The following is a 20,273-nucleotide window of genomic DNA, read 5'->3' as shown; positions in this document are numbered from 1 at the left end:
CTTGGCGCTAGCTTCATTGACACCAGTGGGAGCGATTCCATCAGTCGACGCGTCCGTCACGGTGCGCTGATCTGCAAGGAGTCGCTCATGCGACACCCCCCGCGTTCAGTACTTTTAGCCGTCGCGGGCATCTCCTCCTTGCCTCTTGCGCGCCCTGCACGGACGAACCGTCAGCACCCGCGACCAAGAAGGAACCCGCACTCATGAGTCGTACAAGAACTGCGATGCTCGCCGCCCTGGCGCTCGTCGCCGGGGCCTCGGGGACCGCGCTCGCCGCGACCGCCCCCGAGGACGTCGGCACGGCAGCCGTCCCCTGCACCGTCGACTACAAGGTGCAGAACCAGTGGGACACCGGCTTCACCGCCGCCGTGACGGTCACCAACCAGGGCTCCGCCAAGTCCAACTGGTCGGTGAAGTGGTCGTACGCCGGAAACCAGAAGGTCACCAGCGGCTGGAACGCCAAGATCAGCCAGAGCGGCGCCGCCGTCACCGCCGCCAACGAGACCTACAACGGGACGCTGGCGACCGGAGGTTCGGTCAGCTTCGGCTTCCAGGGCTCCTACAGCGGCACCAACGCCGTGCCGGCCACCTTCACCCTCGACGGCGTGACCTGCAACGTCGACGGCGGCGGCGGTCCCACGGATCCGCCGGACCCGGACCCGACCGGCCCCAAGGTCGACAACCCGTACTCCGGCGCCAAGGTGTACGTGAACCCGGAGTGGTCGGCGAAGGCCGCCGCCGAGCCGGGCGGCAGCCGGATCGCGGGCCAGCCGACCGGCGTCTGGCTCGACCGGATCGCCGCGATCAACGGCGTCAACGGCGGCATGGGTCTGCGCGACCACCTCGACGAGGCCCTCACCCAGAAGGGCTCCGGCGAACTCGTCGTCCAGCTGGTCATCTACAACCTGCCGGGACGTGACTGCGCCGCCCTCGCCTCCAACGGCGAACTCGGCCCGACGGAGCTCGGCCGCTACAAGACCGAGTACATCGACCCGATCGCGGCCATCCTCGCCGACCCGAAGTACGCCGCGCTGCGGATCGTCACCACGATCGAGATCGACTCGCTGCCGAACCTCGTCACCAACACCGGCAGCCGTCCGACGGCCACGCCGCAGTGCGACGTGATGAAGGCCAACGGCAACTACCAGAAGGGCGTCGGCTACGCCCTGAACAAGCTGGGTGACGCGGCCAACGTCTACAACTACATCGACGCCGGCCACCACGGCTGGATCGGCTGGGACGACAACTTCGCCGCCAGCGCCACCGTGATGAAGGAGGCGGCCACCTCCGAGGGTGCCACCGTGAACGACGTGCACGGGTTCATCGCCAACACGGCGAACTACAGTGCGCTGAAGGAGAACAACTTCACTGTCAACGACTCCGTCGGTGGCAAGTCCGTCCGTGAGTCCAAGTGGGTCGACTGGAACCGCTACACCGACGAGCTGTCCTTCGCGCAGGCCTTCCGGCAGCAGTTGGTCACGACCGGCTTCAACTCCGGTATCGGCATGCTGATCGACACCTCGCGGAACGGGTGGGGTGGCTCTGCCCGGCCCGCCGGGCCGGGGGCGATGACCGACGTCGACACGTATGTCAACGGCGGGCGGTACGACCGGCGTATCCACGTCGGCAACTGGTGCAACCAGTCCGGGGCGGGCCTCGGTGAGCGTCCGCAGGCCAATCCGGCGGCCGGGATCGACGCGTACGTGTGGATCAAGCCTCCGGGCGAGTCCGACGGGGCGAGCAAGGAGATCCCGAACGATGAGGGCAAGGGGTTCGACCGGATGTGCGACCCGACGTACACCGGCAACCCGCGCAACGGCAACAACATGTCCGGTGCGCTGCCGGACGCTCCGCTGTCGGGGCACTGGTTCTCCGCGCAGTTCCAGCAGTTGATGCAGAACGCGTATCCGCCGTTGTCGTGATGCGGTGACTGCGGCTGCGGGTTCGTTGTGGCTTGTCGCGCAGTTCCCCGCGCCCCTTAGGGCGTCGTAACTCGCCGGGGCTGGTCAGTTCTCTTGGGCCAAGCCCCGGCGAATCGCGAACTCGACCGCCGAATAGTCGCCGTCGGACCGGTCCAGCTCCAGCGGCACCGCCGGGTGCAGCGGCGGCTGGGCCATGAAGCGGGGGCGGGTGCCGTGGTGGGGTTGGGCCGCGTGGACCAGGAAGGGGTGGCAGAGGTAGACGTCGCCGGGTTTGCCGGTGGCGTGGGCGAGGGTGCGGTGGGCGGAGGCCTCGTCGACCTTGGGGCCGAGCTCCAGATAGGAGGCGCCGGCCTCGCCGTACGGTGCCAGGACCGGGGGTACGTCGAGATGTGAGCCGATCCGGATGCGGGTCGGGGCGTCGTCCTCGGTGACCTCGCTGAACAGGAACAGCATCAGCAGGGCGCGGTCCTTCGAGCGCAGGTTGGTGTGGGGGTGCTCGGCGTCCTCCGGGGTGTAGCCGGCCTCGATGTGCCAGCCCGCGTCGTTTGGTTCCTCCTCGTGCGGGAACCGCAGCGGGAAGGTCCCCAGCGAGTAGCGCGACTGCCAGCGGTCCTCACCCACCAGCAGATCGAAGGCCTCGTGCAGCACAGGCGTGTTGACGGCCGCCGCGAACGGGCCCATCGCCATGTCGTACACCCAGTGCACGGGGTCCTTCCAGGTACCCGGGTCCTCCCGGTCGTACCCCGTCTCCCGCCACAGCAGTCGCGCGCAGTGCTCGGCGACGCGGGGCGGAAAGGCGCCCTCGATCTTCACGAACCCGTCCTCGAGGAAGCGCTCCACCATCTCGTCGTCCATCCGGCCATCGTGGGCGAGGACGCTCGTGGCCGCACCTGATTTTTTTTGCCCTGTTTTTGCCGCTACGGCAAGGACGGTGGCCTGCGGGCCGTGCCTTGGAGCACCCTTGCGGCATCCGGACCCGAGGGCGAGAGGCGGACCACCATGGCGCACGACCACCACGACCACACCGACGTCGACTGGGAGGAGATGGGTCCGCTCCTGGAGACGCAGGCGGAGCTGTTCACGCCGCTGTACGAGCACGCCATGGCGTGGCTCGCCAAGCGGCAGACCGAGCCGGGGCTGGTGGTCGACGTGGGCAGCGGGCCCGGCGTCGTCGCCTGTCTGTTCGCCGACACCTTTCCCGGCGCCCGGATCGTCGCCGTCGACGGATCCGCTCCGCTGCTGGCGCGGGCCCAGGCGCGTGCCGAGCGGCTCGGTGTCGCCGACCGCTTCGGTACTCTCGCCGGTGAACTCCCGGATGTGCTCGACGAGTTGGACTATCCCGCCGATCTGCTGTGGGCCGGCCGCAGTCTGCACCACCTCGGCGACCAGCGTGCCGCGCTGGCCGCGTTCGCCGAGCGCCTCACGTACGGTGGCACGCTCGCCCTGCAGGAAGGCGGCCTGCCCGCCCGGTTCCTGCCCCGCGACCTCGGCTTCGGACGGCCCGGGCTGCAGGCGCGGCTCGACGCCCTGGAGGCGCAGTGGTTCGCCGCGATGCGGGCGGACCTGCCCGGCTCGGTCACCGAGACCGAGGACTGGCCGGCCCTGCTCACCGCCGCCGGCCTGCGCCCCACCGGCACCCGCACCTTCCTCCTCGACCTGCCCGCCCCCACCACGGACCGCGCCCGCGCCTACGTCGCCGCCCATCTGACCCGTCTGCGCGACGGCGTCGGCGAGGCCCTCGACCCCGACGACCGCGCGACCCTCGACCGGCTCCTCGACCCGGACGACAAGGCGAGCGTGCACCACCGCCCGGATGTCTTCGTGCTCGCGGCGCAGACCGTGTACACGGCCGTTCGCACGGAGTGACGCCGATCGCGGCCGCCCGGTCGGCGCTCAGCGTGCGGCCTTGACTTCGAGAGCTCTCCAAGTGATGGACTCCCCGTCGTCCGAACCACCGATCGAACCGTCGACCGTACGGAACACAGGGGGATCACCATGACCGGCACCATCACGACCGACTCTCCGGTCGCACTCGTCACCGGTGGCGGCAGCGGCATCGGCGCCGCTGTCGCGCGGCAACTGCTGGACGCCGGATACCGGGTCACCGTCACCGGCCGGGGCGAAGCGCGGCTGCGGGGCTTCGCCGCGGAACTCGGCGACCCGGAGGGGCTGTTGACGATCGTCGGGAACGCGGCCGAGTACGCGGACGTCCAGGCGGCCGTGGACGCCACGCTCAAGGCGTTCGGCCGACTGGACACGGTCGTCGCCAACGCCGGGGTCGCCACCCACGACTCGGTCGCCGAGGGCGACCCGGCCGGCTGGACCGAGATGGTGCTGACCAACGTCCTCGGCCCGGCGCTGCTGATCCGCGCCTCCGTCGACGCCCTCAAGGAGACCCGCGGCCGGATCGTCCTGGTCGGCAGCGTCGCCGGGTTCGTGCCCGGGCCCGGCAACATCTACGGGGCGACGAAGTGGGCGGTGACCGGGCTCGCCGAGAACACCCGGCGGCAGGTGACCGACTGGGGCATCGGCGTGACCCATATCGCGCCGGGCCGCGTGGAGACACCGTTCTGGGACAGCTACGGCAGCCTGCCGCCCGGCCATCTGCTGACCGCCGACCAGATCGCCGACTCGGTGGTGTGGGCCGTCCGGCAGCCCGACGGCGTGGACGTCAACACCGTCGTCGTACGGCCGATCGGACAGCCCAACTGACGGTTCAGTCGTTCCGCACGAACTCCTTCGCCAGCCGCTCGCCCAGCGCGACCGCGGCCTCGTGGTTCTCGATGGGCGCGACGCGGGAGCCCTTGAACAGGATGTACGTCACGCCTGAGGCGGTGCCGCCGGTGGCGGGGTCGGGGTCGATGCCGAGGGCCTCGGCGGCGGCGTAGGAGGCCTCGCCGATGATCCGCTGCGGGCCGGTGTCGCCGACGACGGCGTACAGCAGCCGGTCGTCGTGGATGACCGCGGCCACACCGCCGCCCTGGATGCCGGCGGCCGAGTGGTCCCAGATGCGGCTGACGCTCGGGACGACGACGAACGGCAGGGTGTCCGAGCGCAGCGGCTCGCCGTCGGACTGGTGGAACGCCGTGTCGGGCTGGAACCAGGGGTCGGTGGCCTCGTTGCACCTGGCGGTGCGCCGGCCGTCGCAGTCGATGTCCATGTCGGACTTCCAGAAGACGGCGCCGTGCGCACCGCACACGGGGACGGTGGGCGCGCTCGTCGCGTCGGTGCGGTACAGGCCGTTCGAGACCTGCTCACAGGAGGCCACCTTCGCCAGCAGGTCGGCCGCGCCGACCGGCTCCTCCGGCGCGAACGGCGGGTCCGGAACGCCGGAGGCGACGGCGGGGAGCAGTCCGGCGGCGAGCAGCGCGGCGCCCGAGGCCGCGGTCAGGGTGAGGGATCGGATGGGCACGGGGGGTGGACCCTCCTGGGTAGGAACGTTTCCTTACTGGCGCTGATTGCGGCGCCGTCACCCCAGTAGAAGACTGGACATACCGAAGCTTTCGGATATCTGGCCGAGCTTCTGGAGGTGTCATGTTCGTACGCGCCATCTACACGACCGGCGATCCCACGAAGATCGACTCGGCCATCAGGGCATTGAACACACAGGGGCGGGAGTTGCTGGAGGACCGGCCGGGATACCGCGGAGCCAGTGTCTTCGTGGACCGCGCACTCGGGAAACTGCTCGCGGCGAGCTGGTGGGAGTCGGAGCAGGCCAGGCGAAACAGCGACGAGGTGCTGCGCGAGCGGCGGACGGCCATGCTGGAGCCGTTCCTGGGGACGGTGGCGGTGGACAACTACGAGGCGCTGGTCTTCCACCAGGTCCGGCAGCCGGAGACGGGAGGCGGACTGCGGGTCACCAGGCTGGAGTTCGACCCGATGGACACGGACCTGCTCGCCGACACGTTCCGGGCGACCGTGGTGCCCAGGCTCGACACCCTCACGGGGCTGGCCAGGGCGTCCCTGCTGGTCGACCGGGAGCGCGGGCGTGGGATGGTCGGCGTGCTCTTCGTCGACCAGGCGTCCCTGGCGGCGTCCCGCGCGGGCCAGGCGGCGGCCCGGCACGAAGGCGCGGCCAAGGCCCATGTGACCGTGACCGGGCTGGAGGAGTTCGAGGTCGTCCTCTCGGACGTGCGCGGCGACTGAGGCGACCCGGACGCACTCGCACATACGACGACGTCCGCCCGCCGCTCACAGAGCCGAGCGGCGGGCGGACGGTCGTTCCACGGGCGTCAGCCCTGGTTGAACGCCGCCGGGTCCGGGCCGATGCGCCGGTCCTCGTTCAGCGCGCTGATCGCCGCGAGGTCCTCGTCGTCCAGGCTGAAGTCGAAGACCTCGATGTTCTCCTTGATCCGCGAGGGCGTCACGGACTTCGGGATCACCACGTTGCCCAGCTGCAGGTGCCAGCGCAGCACGACCTGGGCCGGGGTGCGCCCGTGCTTCTGCGCGATGGCGACGATCGCCGGGACCTCCAGCAGCCCCTTGCCCTGCCCGAGCGGCGACCAGGCCTCGGTGGCGATGCCCTGCTCGGCGTGGAACTCACGGGAGGCGCGCTGCTGAAGGTGCGGGTGCAGCTCGATCTGGTTGACCGCCGGGACGACCGACGTCTCGCCGATCAGCCGCTCCAGGTGCTCCGGAAGGAAGTTGGAGACACCGATCGCCCGGGCACGGCCGTCGGCGTGCAGCTTCTCGAACGCCTTGTACGTGTCCACGTAGGCGTCCCGGGCGGGCAGCGGCCAGTGGATGAGGTACAGGTCGACGTAGTCCAGGCCCAGCTTCTCCAGCGACACGTCGAAGGCGCGCAGCGTGGCGTCGTATCCCTGGTCGCTGTTCCAGAGCTTGGTGGTGACGAAGACGTCCTCGCGGGGGAGGCCGGCGGCGGCGATGGCCTTGCCGGTGCCCTCCTCGTTGCCGTAGATCGCCGCTGTGTCGATGCTGCGGTACCCGGTCTCCAACGCGGTGGCGACCGCCCGCTCCGCCTCGTCGTCCGGCACCTGCCAGACGCCGAAGCCCAGCTGGGGCATCTCGACGCCGTTGTTGAGGATGATCGGGGGCACCTTGCTGCTCACGAGCTCTTGATCCTTACGGTTGTCGTCAGGTGGTACTGACATCGTCAACGATCACGGGCCGCGATGCATTCCTGACCGGAGAATCCGTGGGAGGCGGCCGGACTCAGGCCCGGTACAGCGCCTCGACCTCGCCGGCGTACGCGTTCTCGATCGCCTTGCGCTTCAGCTTCAGCGACGGGGTGAGCAGTCCGTGCTCCTCGGTGAACGGCTGGGCGAGGATACGGAAGGTGCGGATCGACTCGGCCTGGGAGACCAGGGTGTTGGCGGCGACGACCGCGCGCCGTACCTCGGTCTCCAGGTCGGCGTCGCGGACCAGCTGGGCCGGCGTCATCTGGGGCTTGTCGCGCATCATCAGCCAGTGCTCGACGGCCTCCTGGTCGAGGGTGACCAGGGCGGCGATGTACGGGCGGTCGTTGCCGACGACGATGCACTGGGAGACCAGCGGGTGGTCGCGGACGCGTTCCTCCAGCAGACCCGGGGCGACGCTCTTGCCGCCGGAGGTGACCAGGATCTCCTTCTTGCGGCCGGTGATGGTGAGGTAGCCGTCCTCGTCGAGGGAGCCAAGGTCACCGGTGGCGAGCCAGCCGTCGTGCAGGGTCTCGTCGGTGGCCTTCTGGTTGTTGAGGTAGCCCTGGAAGACGTTGGCGCCGTGCAGCCAGATCTCCCCGTCGTCGGCGATGTGCACGGTCATGCCCGGGATGGGCTGGCCGACGGTGCCGTAGCGGGTGCGGTAGGGCGGGTTGGCGGTGGCGGCCGCCGTGGACTCGGTGAGGCCGTACCCCTCGTAGACATGGACGCCGGCGCCCGCGAAGAACAGCCCCAGCCGGCGGTCCATCCCCGAACCACCGGTCATCGCCTGCTTGATACGGCCGCCCATAGCGGCCCGCATCTTGGAGTAGACGAGCTTGTCGAAGACCTGGTGCTGCATCCGCAGACCCGCCGACGGGCCGGGACCGATGCCCCAGGCCTTGGCCTCCATGGCGTCCGCGTACTTCACGGCGACCTCGACGGCCTTCTCGAACGCCCCCGACCTGCCCTCCTTCTCGGCCTTGCGGCGGGCGGCGTTGAACACCTTCTCGAAGATGTACGGCACGGCCAGGAAGAACGTCGGCTTGAACGCGGCGAGGTCCGGCAGCAGGGCGGCCGCGTTCATCTGCGGCTGGTGGCCGAAGCGGACCCGGCCGCGGATCGCGGCGACCTGCACCATCCGGCCGAAGACGTGCGCGAGCGGCAGGAACAGCAAGGTCGCCGCCTCGTCGCCCTTCTTGGAGTGGAACACCGGCTCCCAGCGCTCGATGACGGTGTCCGCCTCGTACATGAAGTTGCCGTGCGAGATGACACAGCCCTTGGGGCGGCCCGTCGTCCCCGAGGTGTAGATGATCGTCGCGACGGAGTCCGGGGTGACCGCCTGCCGGTGGCGGTGGACCACCTCGTCGTCCAGGTGGGCGCCGGCGTCGTACAGCTCCTGCACGGCGCCCGAGTCCAGCTGCCACAGCTGGTGCAGCCGCGGCAACCGGTCGATGACGGTGGCGATCGTCATCGCGTGGTCCTCGTGCTCCACGATCGCCGCCGAACACTCGGCGTCGTACAGCATCCAGAAGCACTGCTCGGCCGACGAGGTCGGGTAGACCGGCACCACCTGGGCGCCGATCGTCCACAGGGCGAAGTCGAAGAGCGTCCACTCGTAGCGCGTGCGGGACATGATCGCGACCCGGTCGCCGAACCGGATGCCCCGGGCGAGCAGGCCCTTGGCCAGGGCGAGCACCTCGTCCCGGAACTCGGCGGCGGTGACGTCCCGCCACTGCCCGCCCTCGTCCTTGCGGCCGAGAGTGACATACAGCGGGTCCTCCTGGGCGTGCTGGAAGACGACGTCGGCCAGGCCGCCCACCGGCGGTGGCAACGCCAACGGAGGGTTGGTGAACTCGCGCAAACCCCGCTCCCCGCTCCCCGTCCGGATGCCTCGCTGACACTCCGCTCAGCGCCGTGAAAGCTACCCCAACCGCGTTTCGGACGGGAGGGGGCCGGAAATCGATGGGCGCGCAGGTATGCACAGGTCAGCGGGGGAAAATGCGCTCACATGGGGAAGGGTCGGACAGAAAACTGACGGTTGAGTAAGTTTCGGGCCCGTAATCTCCACCGAATCTGTACGACCCGACTACCGGGGCGCGGGCCCTGTGGATCATGCCGTTCGCAGCGTGCGGCCGTCTCCTCCCTCAGCGTATGCGCGGCCGTACGTGTCACTGGGGTCTTGACGCCCACCAGGGCGCGGGGCTGCCGTGCCTCCAGCGGGGCGCTCAGCGCCGGTGCAACCGGTCGCCGCCCGCCAGGATCGCCGCCGCCAACGCGTCGGCCGCCCCCTGCGCCGCCGTCCGGCGTGATCCGTGGACCAGCACGAAGTCGACCCGGCCCAGCTCCGGCAGCCCGGCCCGGTCCGGCACCCGTACGAGACCCGGCGGGATCAGCCCCCGCGAGTGCGCCATCACGCCGAGCCCGGCCCGCGCGGCGGCGATCAGCCCGTTGAGGCTGCCGCTGGTGCACACGATCCGCCACGCGCGGCCCTGCCGCTCCAGCGCCTCCAACGCCAGGGCCCTGGTGATGCCCGGCGGCGGATAGACGATCAACGGCACCGCACGCTCCGACTCCAGGCGGAGCCGCTCCGCGCCGATCCACACCAGCCGGTCGTGCCAGACCAGCTCGCCCCGCGGATCCTCCGGACGCCGCTTGGCCAGCACCAGGTCCAGCTTTCCGGCCGCCAGCTGCTCGTGCAGCGTGCCCGAGAGCTCGACCGTCAGCTCGAGGTCGACCTCGGGATGGTCGTAGCGGAAGCCCTCCAGGATCTCCGGCAGCCGGGTCAGCACGAAGTCCTCGGACGCGCCGAACCGGAGCCGGCCGCGCAGCCGGGTGCCGGTGAAGAACGCCGACGCCTGCTCGTGCACCTCCAGGATGCGGCGGGCGAAACCGAGCATCGCCTCGCCGTCCTCGGTCAGCTCCACGGAGTGGGTGTCCCGGGAGAACAGCGGCCGCCCGGTGGCGTCCTCCAGCCGCCGCACGTGCTGGCTGACGGTCGACTGACGCAGACCGAGGCGGCGGGCGGCCTGCGTGAAGCTCAGGGTCTGCGCCACCGCGAGGAACGTCCGCAGATGGGAGGGGTCGTACACGCCTCCCAGGCTACCGTGGTTATCGCGGAACGTGATGACAGTCAGAGTGGTATGGCGGATTCCCGATCGCTGGCCGCCGGAGGACGATGGAGAGGGCACGTCCGTGCCGGGAACCCGAAGTTCAGCGAACGACAGCCGAGTACGACAGCGAAGTAGTGGAGCACAGTGAAACGCCTGCGATGGCCGCGTTGGATGCCGATCGACCCGTACATCCTGCTGCTGCTCGGGACCGTGGGCCTCGCGGCTCTCCTCCCGGCGCGCGGGACGGCCTCCGACGTGGCGTCCGGTGCCTCCACGGCCGCGATCGCCTTCCTCTTCTTCCTCTACGGCGCCCGGCTCTCCACCCGTGAGGCCATGGACGGACTGAAGCACTGGCGTCTCCATGTCACCGTCCTGGCCTGCACCTTCGTCGTCTTCCCGCTCCTGGGCCTCGCCGCCCGCGGTCTGGTCCCGGTACTGCTGAACCAACCCCTCTACCAGGGCCTGCTCTTCCTCACCCTCGTCCCGTCGACCATCCAGTCGTCGATCGCCTTCACCTCGATGGCCCGCGGCAACGTGCCCGCCGCGATCTGCGCCGGCTCCTTCTCCTCCCTCGCTGGCATCGTCCTCACCCCGCTCCTCGCGGCGGCCGTGCTCGGCGGCAGCGCGGGCGGCTTCTCCGCCGACTCGGTGGTCAAGATCGTGCTGCAGCTGCTGGTGCCGTTCGTCGCCGGGCAGCTGCTGCGCCGCTGGATCGGCGCGTTCGTCGCCCGGCACAAGAAGGTCCTCGGGCTCGTCGACCGTGGCTCGATCCTGCTGGTCGTCTACACCGCGTTCAGCGAGGGCATGGTCCAGGGCATCTGGCACCAGGTGAGCCCGGCCCGGCTGGCCGGACTGCTCGCCGTCGAGGTGGTGCTGCTGGCCGTGATGCTCGCCCTGACCTGGTACGGCGCCAAGGCGCTGCGCTTCAACCGGGAGGACCGCATCGCGATCCAGTTCGCCGGTTCGAAGAAGTCCCTCGCCGCCGGGCTGCCCATGGCCAGCGTCCTGTTCGGCGCGCACGCCTCGCTGGCCGTGCTGCCGCTGATGCTCTTCCACCAGATGCAGCTGATGGTCTGCGCGGTCATCGCCAAGCGCCGGGCCCAGGACCCCGACACCGACACCGAAACTGAGACCGAGGCCGACGCCGCCGAGCCGGTCACCGCGTCGGCGCCACCCGCAGCGTCACGAACCGCGGTCGGTACAGGGACACGTTCCGGCTGAGCTGCGCCGCGGCGCCTGTCGTCTCCAGCCAGTTGACGTCGTAGCTCAGCACGAGCCGCCCGTCGCCGCTCAGTTCGGGATGCGTCTGCGGGTTGTAGGCGGCGACCTGGCCGCCCGGCGGCAGCGCCGGGCTGAAGTCCTTCGTCGGCCCGTGCCACGGGCCGACGGGGGAGCAGGCCCAGTACGACGTCACGGTCGTCAGCCCGTCGGTCCCGGCCGCCATCGTGAACAGCACGTACGTCCCCCGCACGCGCGCCACCGAGAACGCGCTGCCCACCCCCTTGCGCCGCCCGTCCCCGAGCACCGCACGCGGCCGGGCCCCCTGTCCCGCCCACCGCGAGCCGTTCCAGTACCGCCAGGCCCCCGGCTCGGCGAGCCTGCCCTCCGGCACGCGGGCGACGTAGGCGTGCGAGGCCGGCCGGGACGCGGCCTGACCGTCGTCGCCCCCGAAGACGTACGTCCACCCCTCCTCCTCCACCAGCGTCGTCCCGAACAGCACACGCCGCGACGGATCCGGCACCAGCTGCTGGTCGAGCACCTTGACGACCGACTCGACCCGCAGGTCGGGCAGCGAGAGCGTGGCGACCTCGGTGGCGGCGGGCACCCCGTAGATCCACGGGGCCTGCCCGGCCGTACGCACCCACAACAGCACCCTGACGACCTTCTCGTCCGAGCCGGGGGAACGGGGCTCGACACGGGCCGCGACCGGCCAGCGCCACTGGTTCGGGGCGGGGTCGGGGAACAGAGGAGCGGCGAGCGTGCGCTCCAGGCGTCCGTCGCGCATGACGACCGCCGAGTTGCGCACCAGGGGAGCGGTCGTGTCCCGCCAGGTCGAGGACTCGCCGTAGGGGTTGGGAGGGGCGTACACCTGGCCGAGGTAGGTGTCCGAGAACAGCCACAGCAGCCGGCCGTCGGGCAGCCGCACCGAGTGCGTGCCGTCGCCGCCGGTCCAGTCGTCCGTGCGGGACGGGTCGTCGCCGTACCGGGCGAACTCACCGGTCAGCTCGTCGTCGGCCGACCAGGACGCCACCGAGTGCGGCCGGCACGCGGCACCGCCCTCCCGTTCGCCGTCGTCCGGGAGGGCGGTGAGCAGTACCGCCGCGAGAACCAGGGCCAGCAGGAGGCCGAGCCCGGTTCCCGTGCGCTGTCGTGCTCGTGCGTCGTCGGGCACGCCTGGGACGTTAGTGGTCTCGGCCCACCTGGTCCATGGGCAGCCACAGGACGGTGTCCGACGTGGCCGAACCCTTACGGGCATCGACCCGCGTCGCCGCGCCGAGCTCCGCGTCGCCGAGCGCCCGGTTCCACACCCGGACGTCGTCGATCGCGCCGGTCAGGAAGGCCCGGCTGTCCATGCGCTGCCCGACGTGCACCCCGAACGGCGAGTTCCGGCTGACCGAACCGGCCACGTCCGTGGCGCTGATCGCCCTGCCGTCCAGGAACAGCGTCAGCTGTCCGCCGCCGCGCCGCAGCGCGAGGTGATGCCACTCGCCGTCGTTGTGGGCGCCGCCGGCCCACACGGACGAGGTGCGCACCGTCCCGAACCCCTCCCGGGTGGTGATCAGGGCACGCACCCGGTCGTTGTCGGGCTCACCGCGCAGCCACACCTGGGGCTGGGTGGAGCCGATCCCGCCCATCCACAGGAACGGCTGCTCACCGGAGGCGGCGGAGTACCGGAAGAACAGCGAGACCGTGAACTCCCCCGTCCCCAGCGGCAGTCGGGACCGGTACGGCAGCCGCACGGCGTCGTCGTCGCCGTCGAACTCCACGGCCCTGCCCAGCACTCCGTCCGTCACCCGGGCGCCTCCGAGGACGGTCGCCCGGGGTGCGCCCGGGGCGAGGTCGGCGGTGGTCGGGTCGGGCCCACGACGCGGGCCGAGCCAGTCCTCGGTGAAGCGGGCGAAGCGGATCTCGTCGCGCGCGTCCACGGCGCCGCCCTCGTACAACAGGCCGACCGTGGACGCGTCGATGCCGACCATGTCGGAGTAGCCCGACCAGTCCGTGGTGACGACCTTGCCGCGGTCCACGCTGTCCCACGTGGTGCCGCCGTTCCAGGAGGACCGGATCATCATGGTCCGCCGACGGTCGGGGTCGCCGGGCGCGGACAGCAGCAGCCGGTTGCCCAGACGGAGCGTGGCGCCCTGCACCTGGGGCGTGTAGAGGTCCGGAAGGCCCTTGAACGGCCCGGTGAAGCTGTCGCCGCCGTCCCGGCTGAAGGTCTGGGAGCGATGCCCGAGATCGGTGCCGTCCTGCTCCCGCCCGCTGATGAGGATCGTGCCGTCCGCCCGCTCGGTGAGGGTCACCTCGGACGGCTTCTGCCGGAAGGTGCGGTCGGCGGCGGAGATGGCCCACGAGTCGGTGGCGCCGATCCGCCAGCTGTCGCCGCCGTCGTCGCTGACGATGAGCGCGGCGTGGTTGGCGGTGACCCTCCCCCAGCCTTCGGCCGGGGGGACCCCCATCTCGCTTCGCTCGCCGTCCCAGGTCTCGGTGTTGACGCCGAAGACGAGCCGCCCGGCGTGCTTGCCCCTGGTGAGCTGGATACCGTGCACGGGGCCGGTGGCGTACCAGGAGTTCCAGTTGGCGGGCAGTATCTGGTCGCTCAGATCGCGGGGCTCGGACCAGGTCGCACCGTCGTCGTCGCTGTACTGAAGATAAGGGGTGCGCTCACACGGCACCGAGCAACTGCCGCTGTCCGTGCGGCCCTTGTTGTACGTCTCCGCCAGCAGGATCCGCCCGGTCTCGCGGTCCACGATCGGCGCCGGGTTGCCGTGCGTGTCGCCGTCGCCCTCGTTGACGACCTGGAGCGGCCCCCAGGTGCGGCCACCGTCCGTCGACCGCTTGAGCACGAGGTCGATGTCGGCGGCGTCCCCGCAGTTCAGCACCCGCCCCTCGGCGAACGCCAGCAGTGTGCCGGCCTTGGTCTTCACGATCGCCGGGATGCGGAAGCAGGCGTACCCGGGGTCCTGGTCGGCCCTGAAGAGGACCTGTTGCTCGAACGCTGGTGTGGTGGTGGCCGGTTGGGACTCGGCCGGACGTAACGTCGCGGCCGTCGCCGTGAGGGCGACGGCCGCGACCAGGGCAGCTCTGAGACGTGCGCGAACTCTTGACGGCATGGTGCGGCCCGCCCTTCATCGTCTGGTCATGTGTCCAGGCATCCGAACATCCGGACATCCCACGTCCAAGGTGCGCATCACAGACGTTAGTTGGGCTATCGCACACATCACAAGAACCGTGCACGTGTCAGCTCACGGACGGAGTACTGCTTTCCCTCGGTCGGCCCTCGCCCCGATGGCCGCTTGCGAACAGCGGGGCCCCTACAGGCGCAGGGGGCGCTCCCCGCCCTTCGGGGCCCCGCCGGCGTGCCGCAGGGGGACCGTCCTCAACCCTGGGCGGCCGCGGCCCGCAGGGCGATGCGGTCCTCACCCGCGTACACGTTCATGGAGCTGCCCCGCAGGAAGCCCACCAGCGTCAGCCCGGTCTCCGCGGCCAGGTCCACCGCGAGGGACGAGGGCGCGGAGACGGCCGCGAGGACCGGGATGCCGGCCATCACGGCCTTCTGGGCGAGCTCGAAGCTGGCGCGTCCCGAGACCAGCAGGACGGTGCGGGACAGTGGCAGGTCGCCGTTCTGCAAGGCACGGCCGACCAGTTTGTCGACCGCGTTGTGCCGGCCGACGTCCTCCCGTATGTCGAGCAGCTCGCCGTCCTCGGTGAACAGGGCGGCCGCGTGCAGACCCCCGGTCCGGTCGAAGACCCGCTGGGCCGCGCGCAGCCGGTCGGGGAGGCTCGCGAGCAGGTCGGGGTCGAGCCGGACCGGGGGAGTGCCGCCGCCCTGGGTGTCGTCGATGGGCCACCGGGCCGTCGTCCGTACCGCGTCCAGTGACGCCTTGCCGCACAGCCCGCAGGACGACGTCGTGTAGACGTTGCGTTCGAGGGTGATGTCGGGGATCACCACTCCCGGCGTGGTCCGCACGTCGACCACGTTGTAGGTGTTCGAGCCGTCCGACGTGGCGCCGGCGCAGTACACGATGTTCTGCAGGTCGTCCTGCTCGGCGAGGACGCCCTCGCTCACCAGGAACCCGGCGGCGAGCGCGAAGTCGTCGCCGGGGGTGCGCATGGTGATCGCCAGCGGTTTGCCGTTGAGGCGGATCTCCAGGGGTTCCTCGGCGACGAGTGTGTCCGGGCGGGTGGAGACCACCCCGTCCCGGATCCGGATCACCTTGCGTCGTTCCGTGACTCGTCCCATTTTCCCGTCCCCACCAGTCCTGATCAGTCCCGGTTCTGTACGTGCTGGTAGCCGAAGCGGCCCTTGATGCACAGATTGCCGTGGGTCACCGGGTTGTCGTGCGGCGAGGTGACCTTCACGATCTCATTGTCCTGCACGTGCAGGGTGAGGTTGCAGCCCACACCGCAGTAGGCGCACACCGTGGTCGTCTCGGTCTGCGCCGACTCGTCCCAGGTACCCGCCGCCCGCATGTCGAACTCGGACTTGAAGGACAGCGCCCCGGTCGGGCACACCTCGATGCAGTTCCCGCAGTACACGCACGCGGAGTCGGTCAGCGGGGCGTCGTGCTCGACCGCGATCCGGGCGTCGAAGCCCCGCCCGGCGACGGAGATCGCGAAGCTGTTCTGCCACTGGTCACCGCACGCGTCCACGCACTTGTAGCAGAGGATGCACTTGTCGTAGTCGCGCACGTACAGCTCGTTGTCGATCCTCGGCTCCTCGCCCAGCCGCGCCGCGTCCGGTCCGAACCGGTCCGGTTTCGCCTCGTACTCCTTGAGCCACCCGGCGACCCGCGGGGTGGTCGACAGGTCGACCGAGGAGGCGAGCAGTTCGAGGACGACCTTGCGACTGTGCCGGGCGCGCTCGGTGTCGGTCCTGACCTCCATCCCCGGCTCGGCCCTGCGCGAGCAGGCCGGGACGAGCGTCCGCGAGCCCTCGACCTCGACGACGCACACGCGGCAGGCGTTCTTGGGACGCAATGTGTCCCCCTCGCACAGGGTCGGGATGTCCTTCCCGGCGGCCCGGCAGGCGTCGAGGATCGTCGAGCCCTCGGTCGCCCGCACGGGCTCCCCGTCGAGGGTGAACTCCAGCAGCCGGCGCGGGATCCCCAGCGGTGTCACGGTCATTCGTACGCCCCCAGACGGTCGATGGCGGATTCCACGGCGTTCCACGCGGTCTGCCCGAGACCGCAGATCGAGGCGTCCCGCATGGCGCGGCCGACCTCCCTGAGCAGGGCGATGTCGTCGGCGGCCGCCGCACCCGCGCGTGCCACGATCCGGTGCAGCGCCTCCTCCTGCCGTACGGTCCCGACCCGGCACGGCACGCACTGCCCGCACGACTCGTCCCGGAAGAACTCGGCGATCCGCAGCAGCAGCCGGGGCAGCGGAACGGTGTCGTCGAAGGCCATGACCACCCCCGAACCGAGCGTCGTGCCCGCCTCCCGCGTGCCCTCGAAGGTGAGCGGGATCTCCAGCTCGTCGGGCCGGACGAAGCCGCCGGCCGCGCCGCCCAGCAGCACCGCCCGCAGCCGGTCCCGTACACCCGCCAGCTCCAGCAGCTGACCGAGCGTCGCGCCGAAGGGCAGTTCGTAGATGCCGGGCCGCTCCACGCTCCCGGACACGCAGAACAGCTTCGGCCCGGTGGACCGCTGCGTCCCGATCGCCGCGTACGCCGGGGCTCCCATGGTCAGGATCGGCAGCACGTTGACCAGCGTCTCGACGTTGTTCTCCACCGTCGGCTTGCCGAACAGCCCCTTCTCCACCGGGAACGGCGGCTTGGAACGCGGCTCGCCCCGGTAGCCCTCGATGGAGTTGAAGAGAGCCGTTTCCTCACCGCAGATGTACGCCCCCGCGCCGCGCCGGATCTCGATGTCGAAGGCGTAGCCCTGCCCGAGGACGTCCTCCCCGAGCAGCCCGCGCGCGCGTGCCTGCGCGAGGGCGTGCTCCAGACGCTCCAGCGCCCGCGGGTACTCGCCGCGCAGATACAGGTAGCCGTTGTGGGCGCCGGTCGCGTACGCCGCGATCGTCATGGCCTCGACCAGCGCGTACGGGTCGCCCTCCATGAGCACGCGGTCCTTGAAGGTGCCCGGCTCGGATTCGTCGGCGTTGCAGACGACGTAGTGCGGATGGTCGGGCTGCGCCGCCGTGGCCTGCCATTTGCGGCCGGTGGGGAAGGCGGCGCCACCACGTCCGACCAGGCCGGAGTCGGTGACCTCGCGGATGACTCCGGCGGGACCGAGCTCGAAGGCCCGGCGCAGCGCGGTGTAGCCGCCGTGAGCGCGGTAGTCGTCGAGACTCCTCGGGTCCACGACCCCTACCCGCTTCAGCAGCACCAGCTCTTCGCTGCCCGCCTGCGGCACGGCCATCGCGGCCGCCGGTTCCTCCGGCGCCGAGTCCGGCGCGCTCGCGGCGAGGACGGCGTCGTGCACGGTCGCCGGTGCCGAGACCGCCGTACGTACCGGATCCCCGGCCTTGATCGCGAGCGTCGCGGGCGCCCGCTCGCACAGCCCCAGACACGGACTGCGCTCGACGCTCACCCCACTCCCGAGCCCGAGCCGGGCCTCGATCCCGGCGCACAGCTCGCTCGCCCCGGCCGCCGCGCACGCGAGGTCCGTGCACACGTGGAGAACGGTCGCCGGGCGGGGCTTGACGGAGAACATGGCGTAGAAGGTGGCCACGCCGTACGCCTCCGACGGCGGCACCGTCAGCCGACGGCACAGGTAGCCGAGGGCGCCCTCGCTGATCCAGCCGATCCGGTCGTTGATGGCGTGCAGCCCCGGCAACAGCAGGTCGCGGCGGTCCCGGGCCTCGCGGCCGCCACGCGCCCACCGCAGGTCGGCGTCGGAGCGGTCGGCGCCCTCCCAGGACGACTCGGGCGGGCCGAGCAGGGCGTCGACGGCCGCCCGTTCGTCGTCCGTCGGTTTGCTGTCGCCGAAGTGCAGGTCCACTTACGTCACCTCACGATGGTCGCGACGGGGAGCTTCTCGATGCGGATCGCCGACGCCTTGAACTCGGCCGTGCCCGCGATCGGGCAGTTCGCCTCGATCGTCAGCTGGTTGGTGTCCACCTCGTCGGGAAAGTGCATGGTCATGAAGGCCAGCCCCGGCCGCAGCGCGGTGTCGACCCACACCGGCGCGACGACCGAGCCGCGCCGCGAGGTCACCTGGACCTCCTCGCCGACGACGACCCCGTACCGCTCGGCGTCCTCCGGGCACAGCTCGACGAACTCGCCGCGCCGCAGCGGGGAGGCGAAACTCCCGCTCTGCACACCGGTGTTGTAGGAGTCGAGCCGCCTGCCGGTGGTGAGCCGGATCGGGTACTCCTCGTCGGTCAGGTCGACCGGCGGATCGTGCTGGACCAGCCCGAACGGCGCCGGCGTCCCGCGCTCGGCCGGGTCCTTCTCCCACAGCCGGCCGTGGAGGTAGGTGGGTTCGAGCTGCTCGGTGCTCGGGCACGGCCACTGGATGCCCTGGTGCTCCTCCAGCCGTTCGTACGTCATCCCGTAGTGGTCCGGCGAGACCGACCTGAGCTCGTTCCAGACGGCCTCGGAGTCGGCGTACTTCCAGTCGTGGCCGAGGCGTGCCGCCAGCTCACAGATGATGTCGATGTCCTCGCGCGCCTCGCCGGGCGGGGTGACCGCCCGCCGCACCCGCTGCACGCGTCGTTCGCTGTTGGTGGTGGTGCCGTCGGTCTCGGCCCACCCGGCGGTCGCGGGGAGGACGACGTCCGCGAGCTGTGCCGTCCTCGTCAGGAAGATGTCCTGGACGACGAGGAAGTCCAGCTGCCGCATCCGCCGTACGGCCTGATCGCTGTCCGCCTCCGACTGCGCCGGGTTCTCGCCGATGCAGTAGACGGCCTTGAGCGCGCCCTCCTCCATCGCCTCGAACATCTCGGTGAGGTTGAGGCCGTAGTGGGGCTGGATGACGGTGTCCCAGGCCGACTCGAACTTCAGCCGGGTGTCGGCGTCGAGGATGTCCTGGAAACCGGGGAGGCGGTTGGGGATCGCGCCCATGTCACCGCCGCCCTGCACGTTGTTCTGCCCGCGCAGGGGTTGCAACCCGCTGCCGTAGCGGCCCACGTGCCCGGTCAGCAGCGAGAGGTTGATCAGTGCGCGGACGTTGTCGGTGCCGTTGTGGTGCTCGGTGATGCCGAGGGTCCAGCACAGCTGGGCGCGCTCGGCGCGGGCGTAGGCGTGCGCCAACTCCCTTATCGCGGCGGCCGGTACGCCCGTCACCTTCTCCGCCAGCGACAGCGTCCAGGGCTCGACCAGCGCCTTGTACTCCTCGTAGCCGCTGGTCGCCCGCTCGACGAACGCCTCGTTCGCGAGGCCCGCGTGGATGATCTCGCGGCCGATCGCGTGCGCCATCGGGATGTCGGTGCCGACGTTCAGCCCCATCCAGCTCTCCGCCCACTCGGCGGTGGAGGTGCGGCGCGGGTCGACGGCGTACATCCGGGCGCCGCCCCGGATGCCCTTCAGCACGTGCTGGAAGAAGATCGGGTGCGCGAAGCGGGCGTTGGAGCCCCACATCACGATGACGTCGGTGTGCTCGATCTCCTCGTAGGACGAGGTGCCGCCGCCCGAGCCGAAGGCCGCGGAGAGGCCCGCGACGCTCGGGGCGTGGCACGTCCGGTTGCACGAGTCGACGTTGTTGGTGCCCATGACGACCCGGGCGAACTTCTGCGCCACGTAGTTCATCTCGTTGGTGGCCCGGGCGCAGGAGAACATGCCGAAGGCGCCGCGGTTGCGGGCCAGGCCCTCGGCCGCCCGGGTCAGGGCCTCCTCCCAGGTGGCCTGCCGGAACGGCTCGTCGCGGGAGTCGCGGACGAGCGGGTGCGTCAGCCGGGTGTAGTTCGTCGGAGTACGGTCGCGTTTCCTCATGCGGCGC

Annotated in this window: 16 protein-coding genes; 5 read left to right on the top strand and 11 right to left on the bottom strand. The window is 70.8% G+C overall.

The features are described from left to right. Positions 1-203: 203 nt before the first annotated feature. Positions 204-1,922: a glycoside hydrolase family 6 protein gene (locus ACFZBP_RS01905; protein ID WP_383453062.1), complete on the top strand. Its 1,719-nt coding sequence runs from the start codon at positions 204-206 to the stop codon at positions 1,920-1,922. A gap of 84 nt (positions 1,923-2,006) precedes the next feature. On the opposite strand, the gene ACFZBP_RS01900 is transcribed toward ACFZBP_RS01905, so the two are convergent. Beyond that, positions 2,007-2,777 carry a phytanoyl-CoA dioxygenase family protein gene (locus ACFZBP_RS01900; protein WP_391409333.1) on the bottom strand — a complete coding sequence of 257 codons (771 nt, stop codon included), beginning with the start codon at positions 2,775-2,777 and terminating at the stop codon, positions 2,007-2,009. A 144-nt stretch (positions 2,778-2,921) separates the two neighbouring features. Between ACFZBP_RS01900 and ACFZBP_RS01895 the strand changes: the two genes are divergently transcribed. Both ACFZBP_RS01895 and ACFZBP_RS01890 read left to right on the top strand, forming a co-directional pair. Next, entirely contained in the window at positions 2,922-3,788 is an 867-nt protein-coding gene (locus ACFZBP_RS01895; RefSeq protein WP_391409332.1) for a methyltransferase, read from the top strand. Between the two features lie 129 nt (positions 3,789-3,917). After that, the gene (locus ACFZBP_RS01890) at positions 3,918-4,634 is read left to right on the top strand and encodes an SDR family NAD(P)-dependent oxidoreductase (protein ID WP_391409331.1); all 717 of its coding nucleotides are present in this window, start codon (positions 3,918-3,920) and stop codon (positions 4,632-4,634) included. A 4-nt stretch (positions 4,635-4,638) separates the two neighbouring features. Here ACFZBP_RS01890 and ACFZBP_RS01885 read toward each other — a convergent pair whose 3' ends face one another. Further along, positions 4,639-5,334 carry a glycoside hydrolase family 75 protein gene (locus ACFZBP_RS01885; RefSeq protein WP_391409330.1) on the bottom strand — a complete coding sequence of 232 codons (696 nt, stop codon included), beginning with the start codon at positions 5,332-5,334 and terminating at the stop codon, positions 4,639-4,641. A 122-nt stretch (positions 5,335-5,456) separates the two neighbouring features. Between ACFZBP_RS01885 and ACFZBP_RS01880 the strand changes: the two genes are divergently transcribed. Next, complete coding sequence (locus ACFZBP_RS01880) at positions 5,457-6,068, top strand: hypothetical protein (protein ID WP_383453072.1); 612 nt, start codon at positions 5,457-5,459, stop codon at positions 6,066-6,068. Between the two features lie 86 nt (positions 6,069-6,154). On the opposite strand, the gene ACFZBP_RS01875 is transcribed toward ACFZBP_RS01880, so the two are convergent. The 3 genes from ACFZBP_RS01875 to ACFZBP_RS01865 all read right to left on the bottom strand — a co-directional run bounded on the left by ACFZBP_RS01875 (position 6,155) and on the right by ACFZBP_RS01865 (position 10,149). Beyond that, on the bottom strand, positions 6,155-6,991 hold the full coding sequence (locus ACFZBP_RS01875; RefSeq protein WP_383453074.1) for an aldo/keto reductase: 837 nt from the start codon (positions 6,989-6,991) through the stop codon (positions 6,155-6,157). A gap of 103 nt (positions 6,992-7,094) precedes the next feature. Continuing rightward, positions 7,095-8,921: an AMP-binding protein gene (locus ACFZBP_RS01870; RefSeq protein ID WP_391409329.1), complete on the bottom strand. Its 1,827-nt coding sequence runs from the start codon at positions 8,919-8,921 to the stop codon at positions 7,095-7,097. Positions 8,922-9,285: 364 nt separating this feature from the next. Then, positions 9,286-10,149, bottom strand: coding sequence for a LysR substrate-binding domain-containing protein (locus ACFZBP_RS01865; protein WP_391409328.1), 864 nt, complete (start codon positions 10,147-10,149; stop codon positions 9,286-9,288). Between the two features lie 192 nt (positions 10,150-10,341). Between ACFZBP_RS01865 and ACFZBP_RS01860 the strand changes: the two genes are divergently transcribed. After that, positions 10,342-11,391, top strand: a complete 1,050-nt coding sequence (locus ACFZBP_RS01860; RefSeq protein WP_391409327.1) for a bile acid:sodium symporter — start codon at positions 10,342-10,344, stop codon at positions 11,389-11,391. Here ACFZBP_RS01860 and ACFZBP_RS01855 read toward each other — a convergent pair. The 6 genes from ACFZBP_RS01855 to ACFZBP_RS01830 all read right to left on the bottom strand — a co-directional run bounded on the left by ACFZBP_RS01855 (position 11,327) and on the right by ACFZBP_RS01830 (position 20,266). Continuing rightward, the gene (locus tag ACFZBP_RS01855; protein ID WP_391409326.1) at positions 11,327-12,562 is read right to left on the bottom strand and encodes a DUF4185 domain-containing protein; all 1,236 of its coding nucleotides are present in this window, start codon (positions 12,560-12,562) and stop codon (positions 11,327-11,329) included. The genes ACFZBP_RS01860 and ACFZBP_RS01855 overlap by 65 nt on opposite strands. Positions 12,563-12,572: 10 nt before the next feature. After that, complete coding sequence (locus ACFZBP_RS01850) at positions 12,573-14,501, bottom strand: exo-alpha-sialidase (RefSeq protein ID WP_391409325.1); 1,929 nt, start codon at positions 14,499-14,501, stop codon at positions 12,573-12,575. Positions 14,502-14,767: 266 nt separating this feature from the next. Continuing rightward, positions 14,768-15,631 (bottom strand): formate dehydrogenase accessory sulfurtransferase FdhD, encoded by an 864-nt coding sequence (gene fdhD, locus ACFZBP_RS01845; protein ID WP_391409323.1) that lies wholly within the window; start codon positions 15,629-15,631, stop codon positions 14,768-14,770. A gap of 23 nt (positions 15,632-15,654) precedes the next feature. Further along, positions 15,655-16,515: a 2Fe-2S iron-sulfur cluster-binding protein gene (locus ACFZBP_RS01840; protein ID WP_383453089.1), complete on the bottom strand. Its 861-nt coding sequence runs from the start codon at positions 16,513-16,515 to the stop codon at positions 15,655-15,657. After that, positions 16,512-18,335, bottom strand: a complete 1,824-nt coding sequence (locus ACFZBP_RS01835; protein WP_391409322.1) for an NAD(P)H-dependent oxidoreductase subunit E — start codon at positions 18,333-18,335, stop codon at positions 16,512-16,514. The genes ACFZBP_RS01840 and ACFZBP_RS01835 overlap by 4 nt, the downstream gene beginning before the upstream one ends. Positions 18,336-18,340: 5 nt before the next feature. Then, entirely contained in the window at positions 18,341-20,266 is a 1,926-nt protein-coding gene (locus ACFZBP_RS01830; protein ID WP_391409321.1) for a molybdopterin-dependent oxidoreductase, read from the bottom strand. Between the last annotated feature and the right edge of the window lie 7 nt (positions 20,267-20,273).

Origin of the sequence: Streptomyces sp. NPDC008086 (assembly GCF_042957325.1) — a bacterium.
Classification (GTDB): Bacteria; Actinomycetota; Actinomycetes; order Streptomycetales; family Streptomycetaceae; genus Streptomyces.
This window is presented reverse-complemented; position numbering and strand designations above follow the sequence as displayed.

Coding starts and splice junctions, on each gene's coding strand:
- ACFZBP_RS01900 (WP_391409333.1), bottom strand. CDS start 2,777: ATGGACGACGAGATGGTGGAGCGCTTCCTCGAGGACGGGTTCGTGAAG.
- ACFZBP_RS01880 (WP_383453072.1), top strand. CDS start 5,457: ATGTTCGTACGCGCCATCTACACGACCGGCGATCCCACGAAGATCGAC.
- ACFZBP_RS01840 (WP_383453089.1), bottom strand. CDS start 16,515: ATGACCGTGACACCGCTGGGGATCCCGCGCCGGCTGCTGGAGTTCACC.
- ACFZBP_RS01905 (WP_383453062.1), top strand. CDS start 204: ATGAGTCGTACAAGAACTGCGATGCTCGCCGCCCTGGCGCTCGTCGCC.
- ACFZBP_RS01890 (WP_391409331.1), top strand. CDS start 3,918: ATGACCGGCACCATCACGACCGACTCTCCGGTCGCACTCGTCACCGGT.
- ACFZBP_RS01830 (WP_391409321.1), bottom strand. CDS start 20,266: ATGAGGAAACGCGACCGTACTCCGACGAACTACACCCGGCTGACGCAC.
- ACFZBP_RS01860 (WP_391409327.1), top strand. CDS start 10,342: ATGCCGATCGACCCGTACATCCTGCTGCTGCTCGGGACCGTGGGCCTC.
- fdhD (WP_391409323.1), bottom strand. CDS start 15,631: ATGGGACGAGTCACGGAACGACGCAAGGTGATCCGGATCCGGGACGGG.
- ACFZBP_RS01895 (WP_391409332.1), top strand. CDS start 2,922: ATGGCGCACGACCACCACGACCACACCGACGTCGACTGGGAGGAGATG.
- ACFZBP_RS01850 (WP_391409325.1), bottom strand. CDS start 14,501: ATGCCGTCAAGAGTTCGCGCACGTCTCAGAGCTGCCCTGGTCGCGGCC.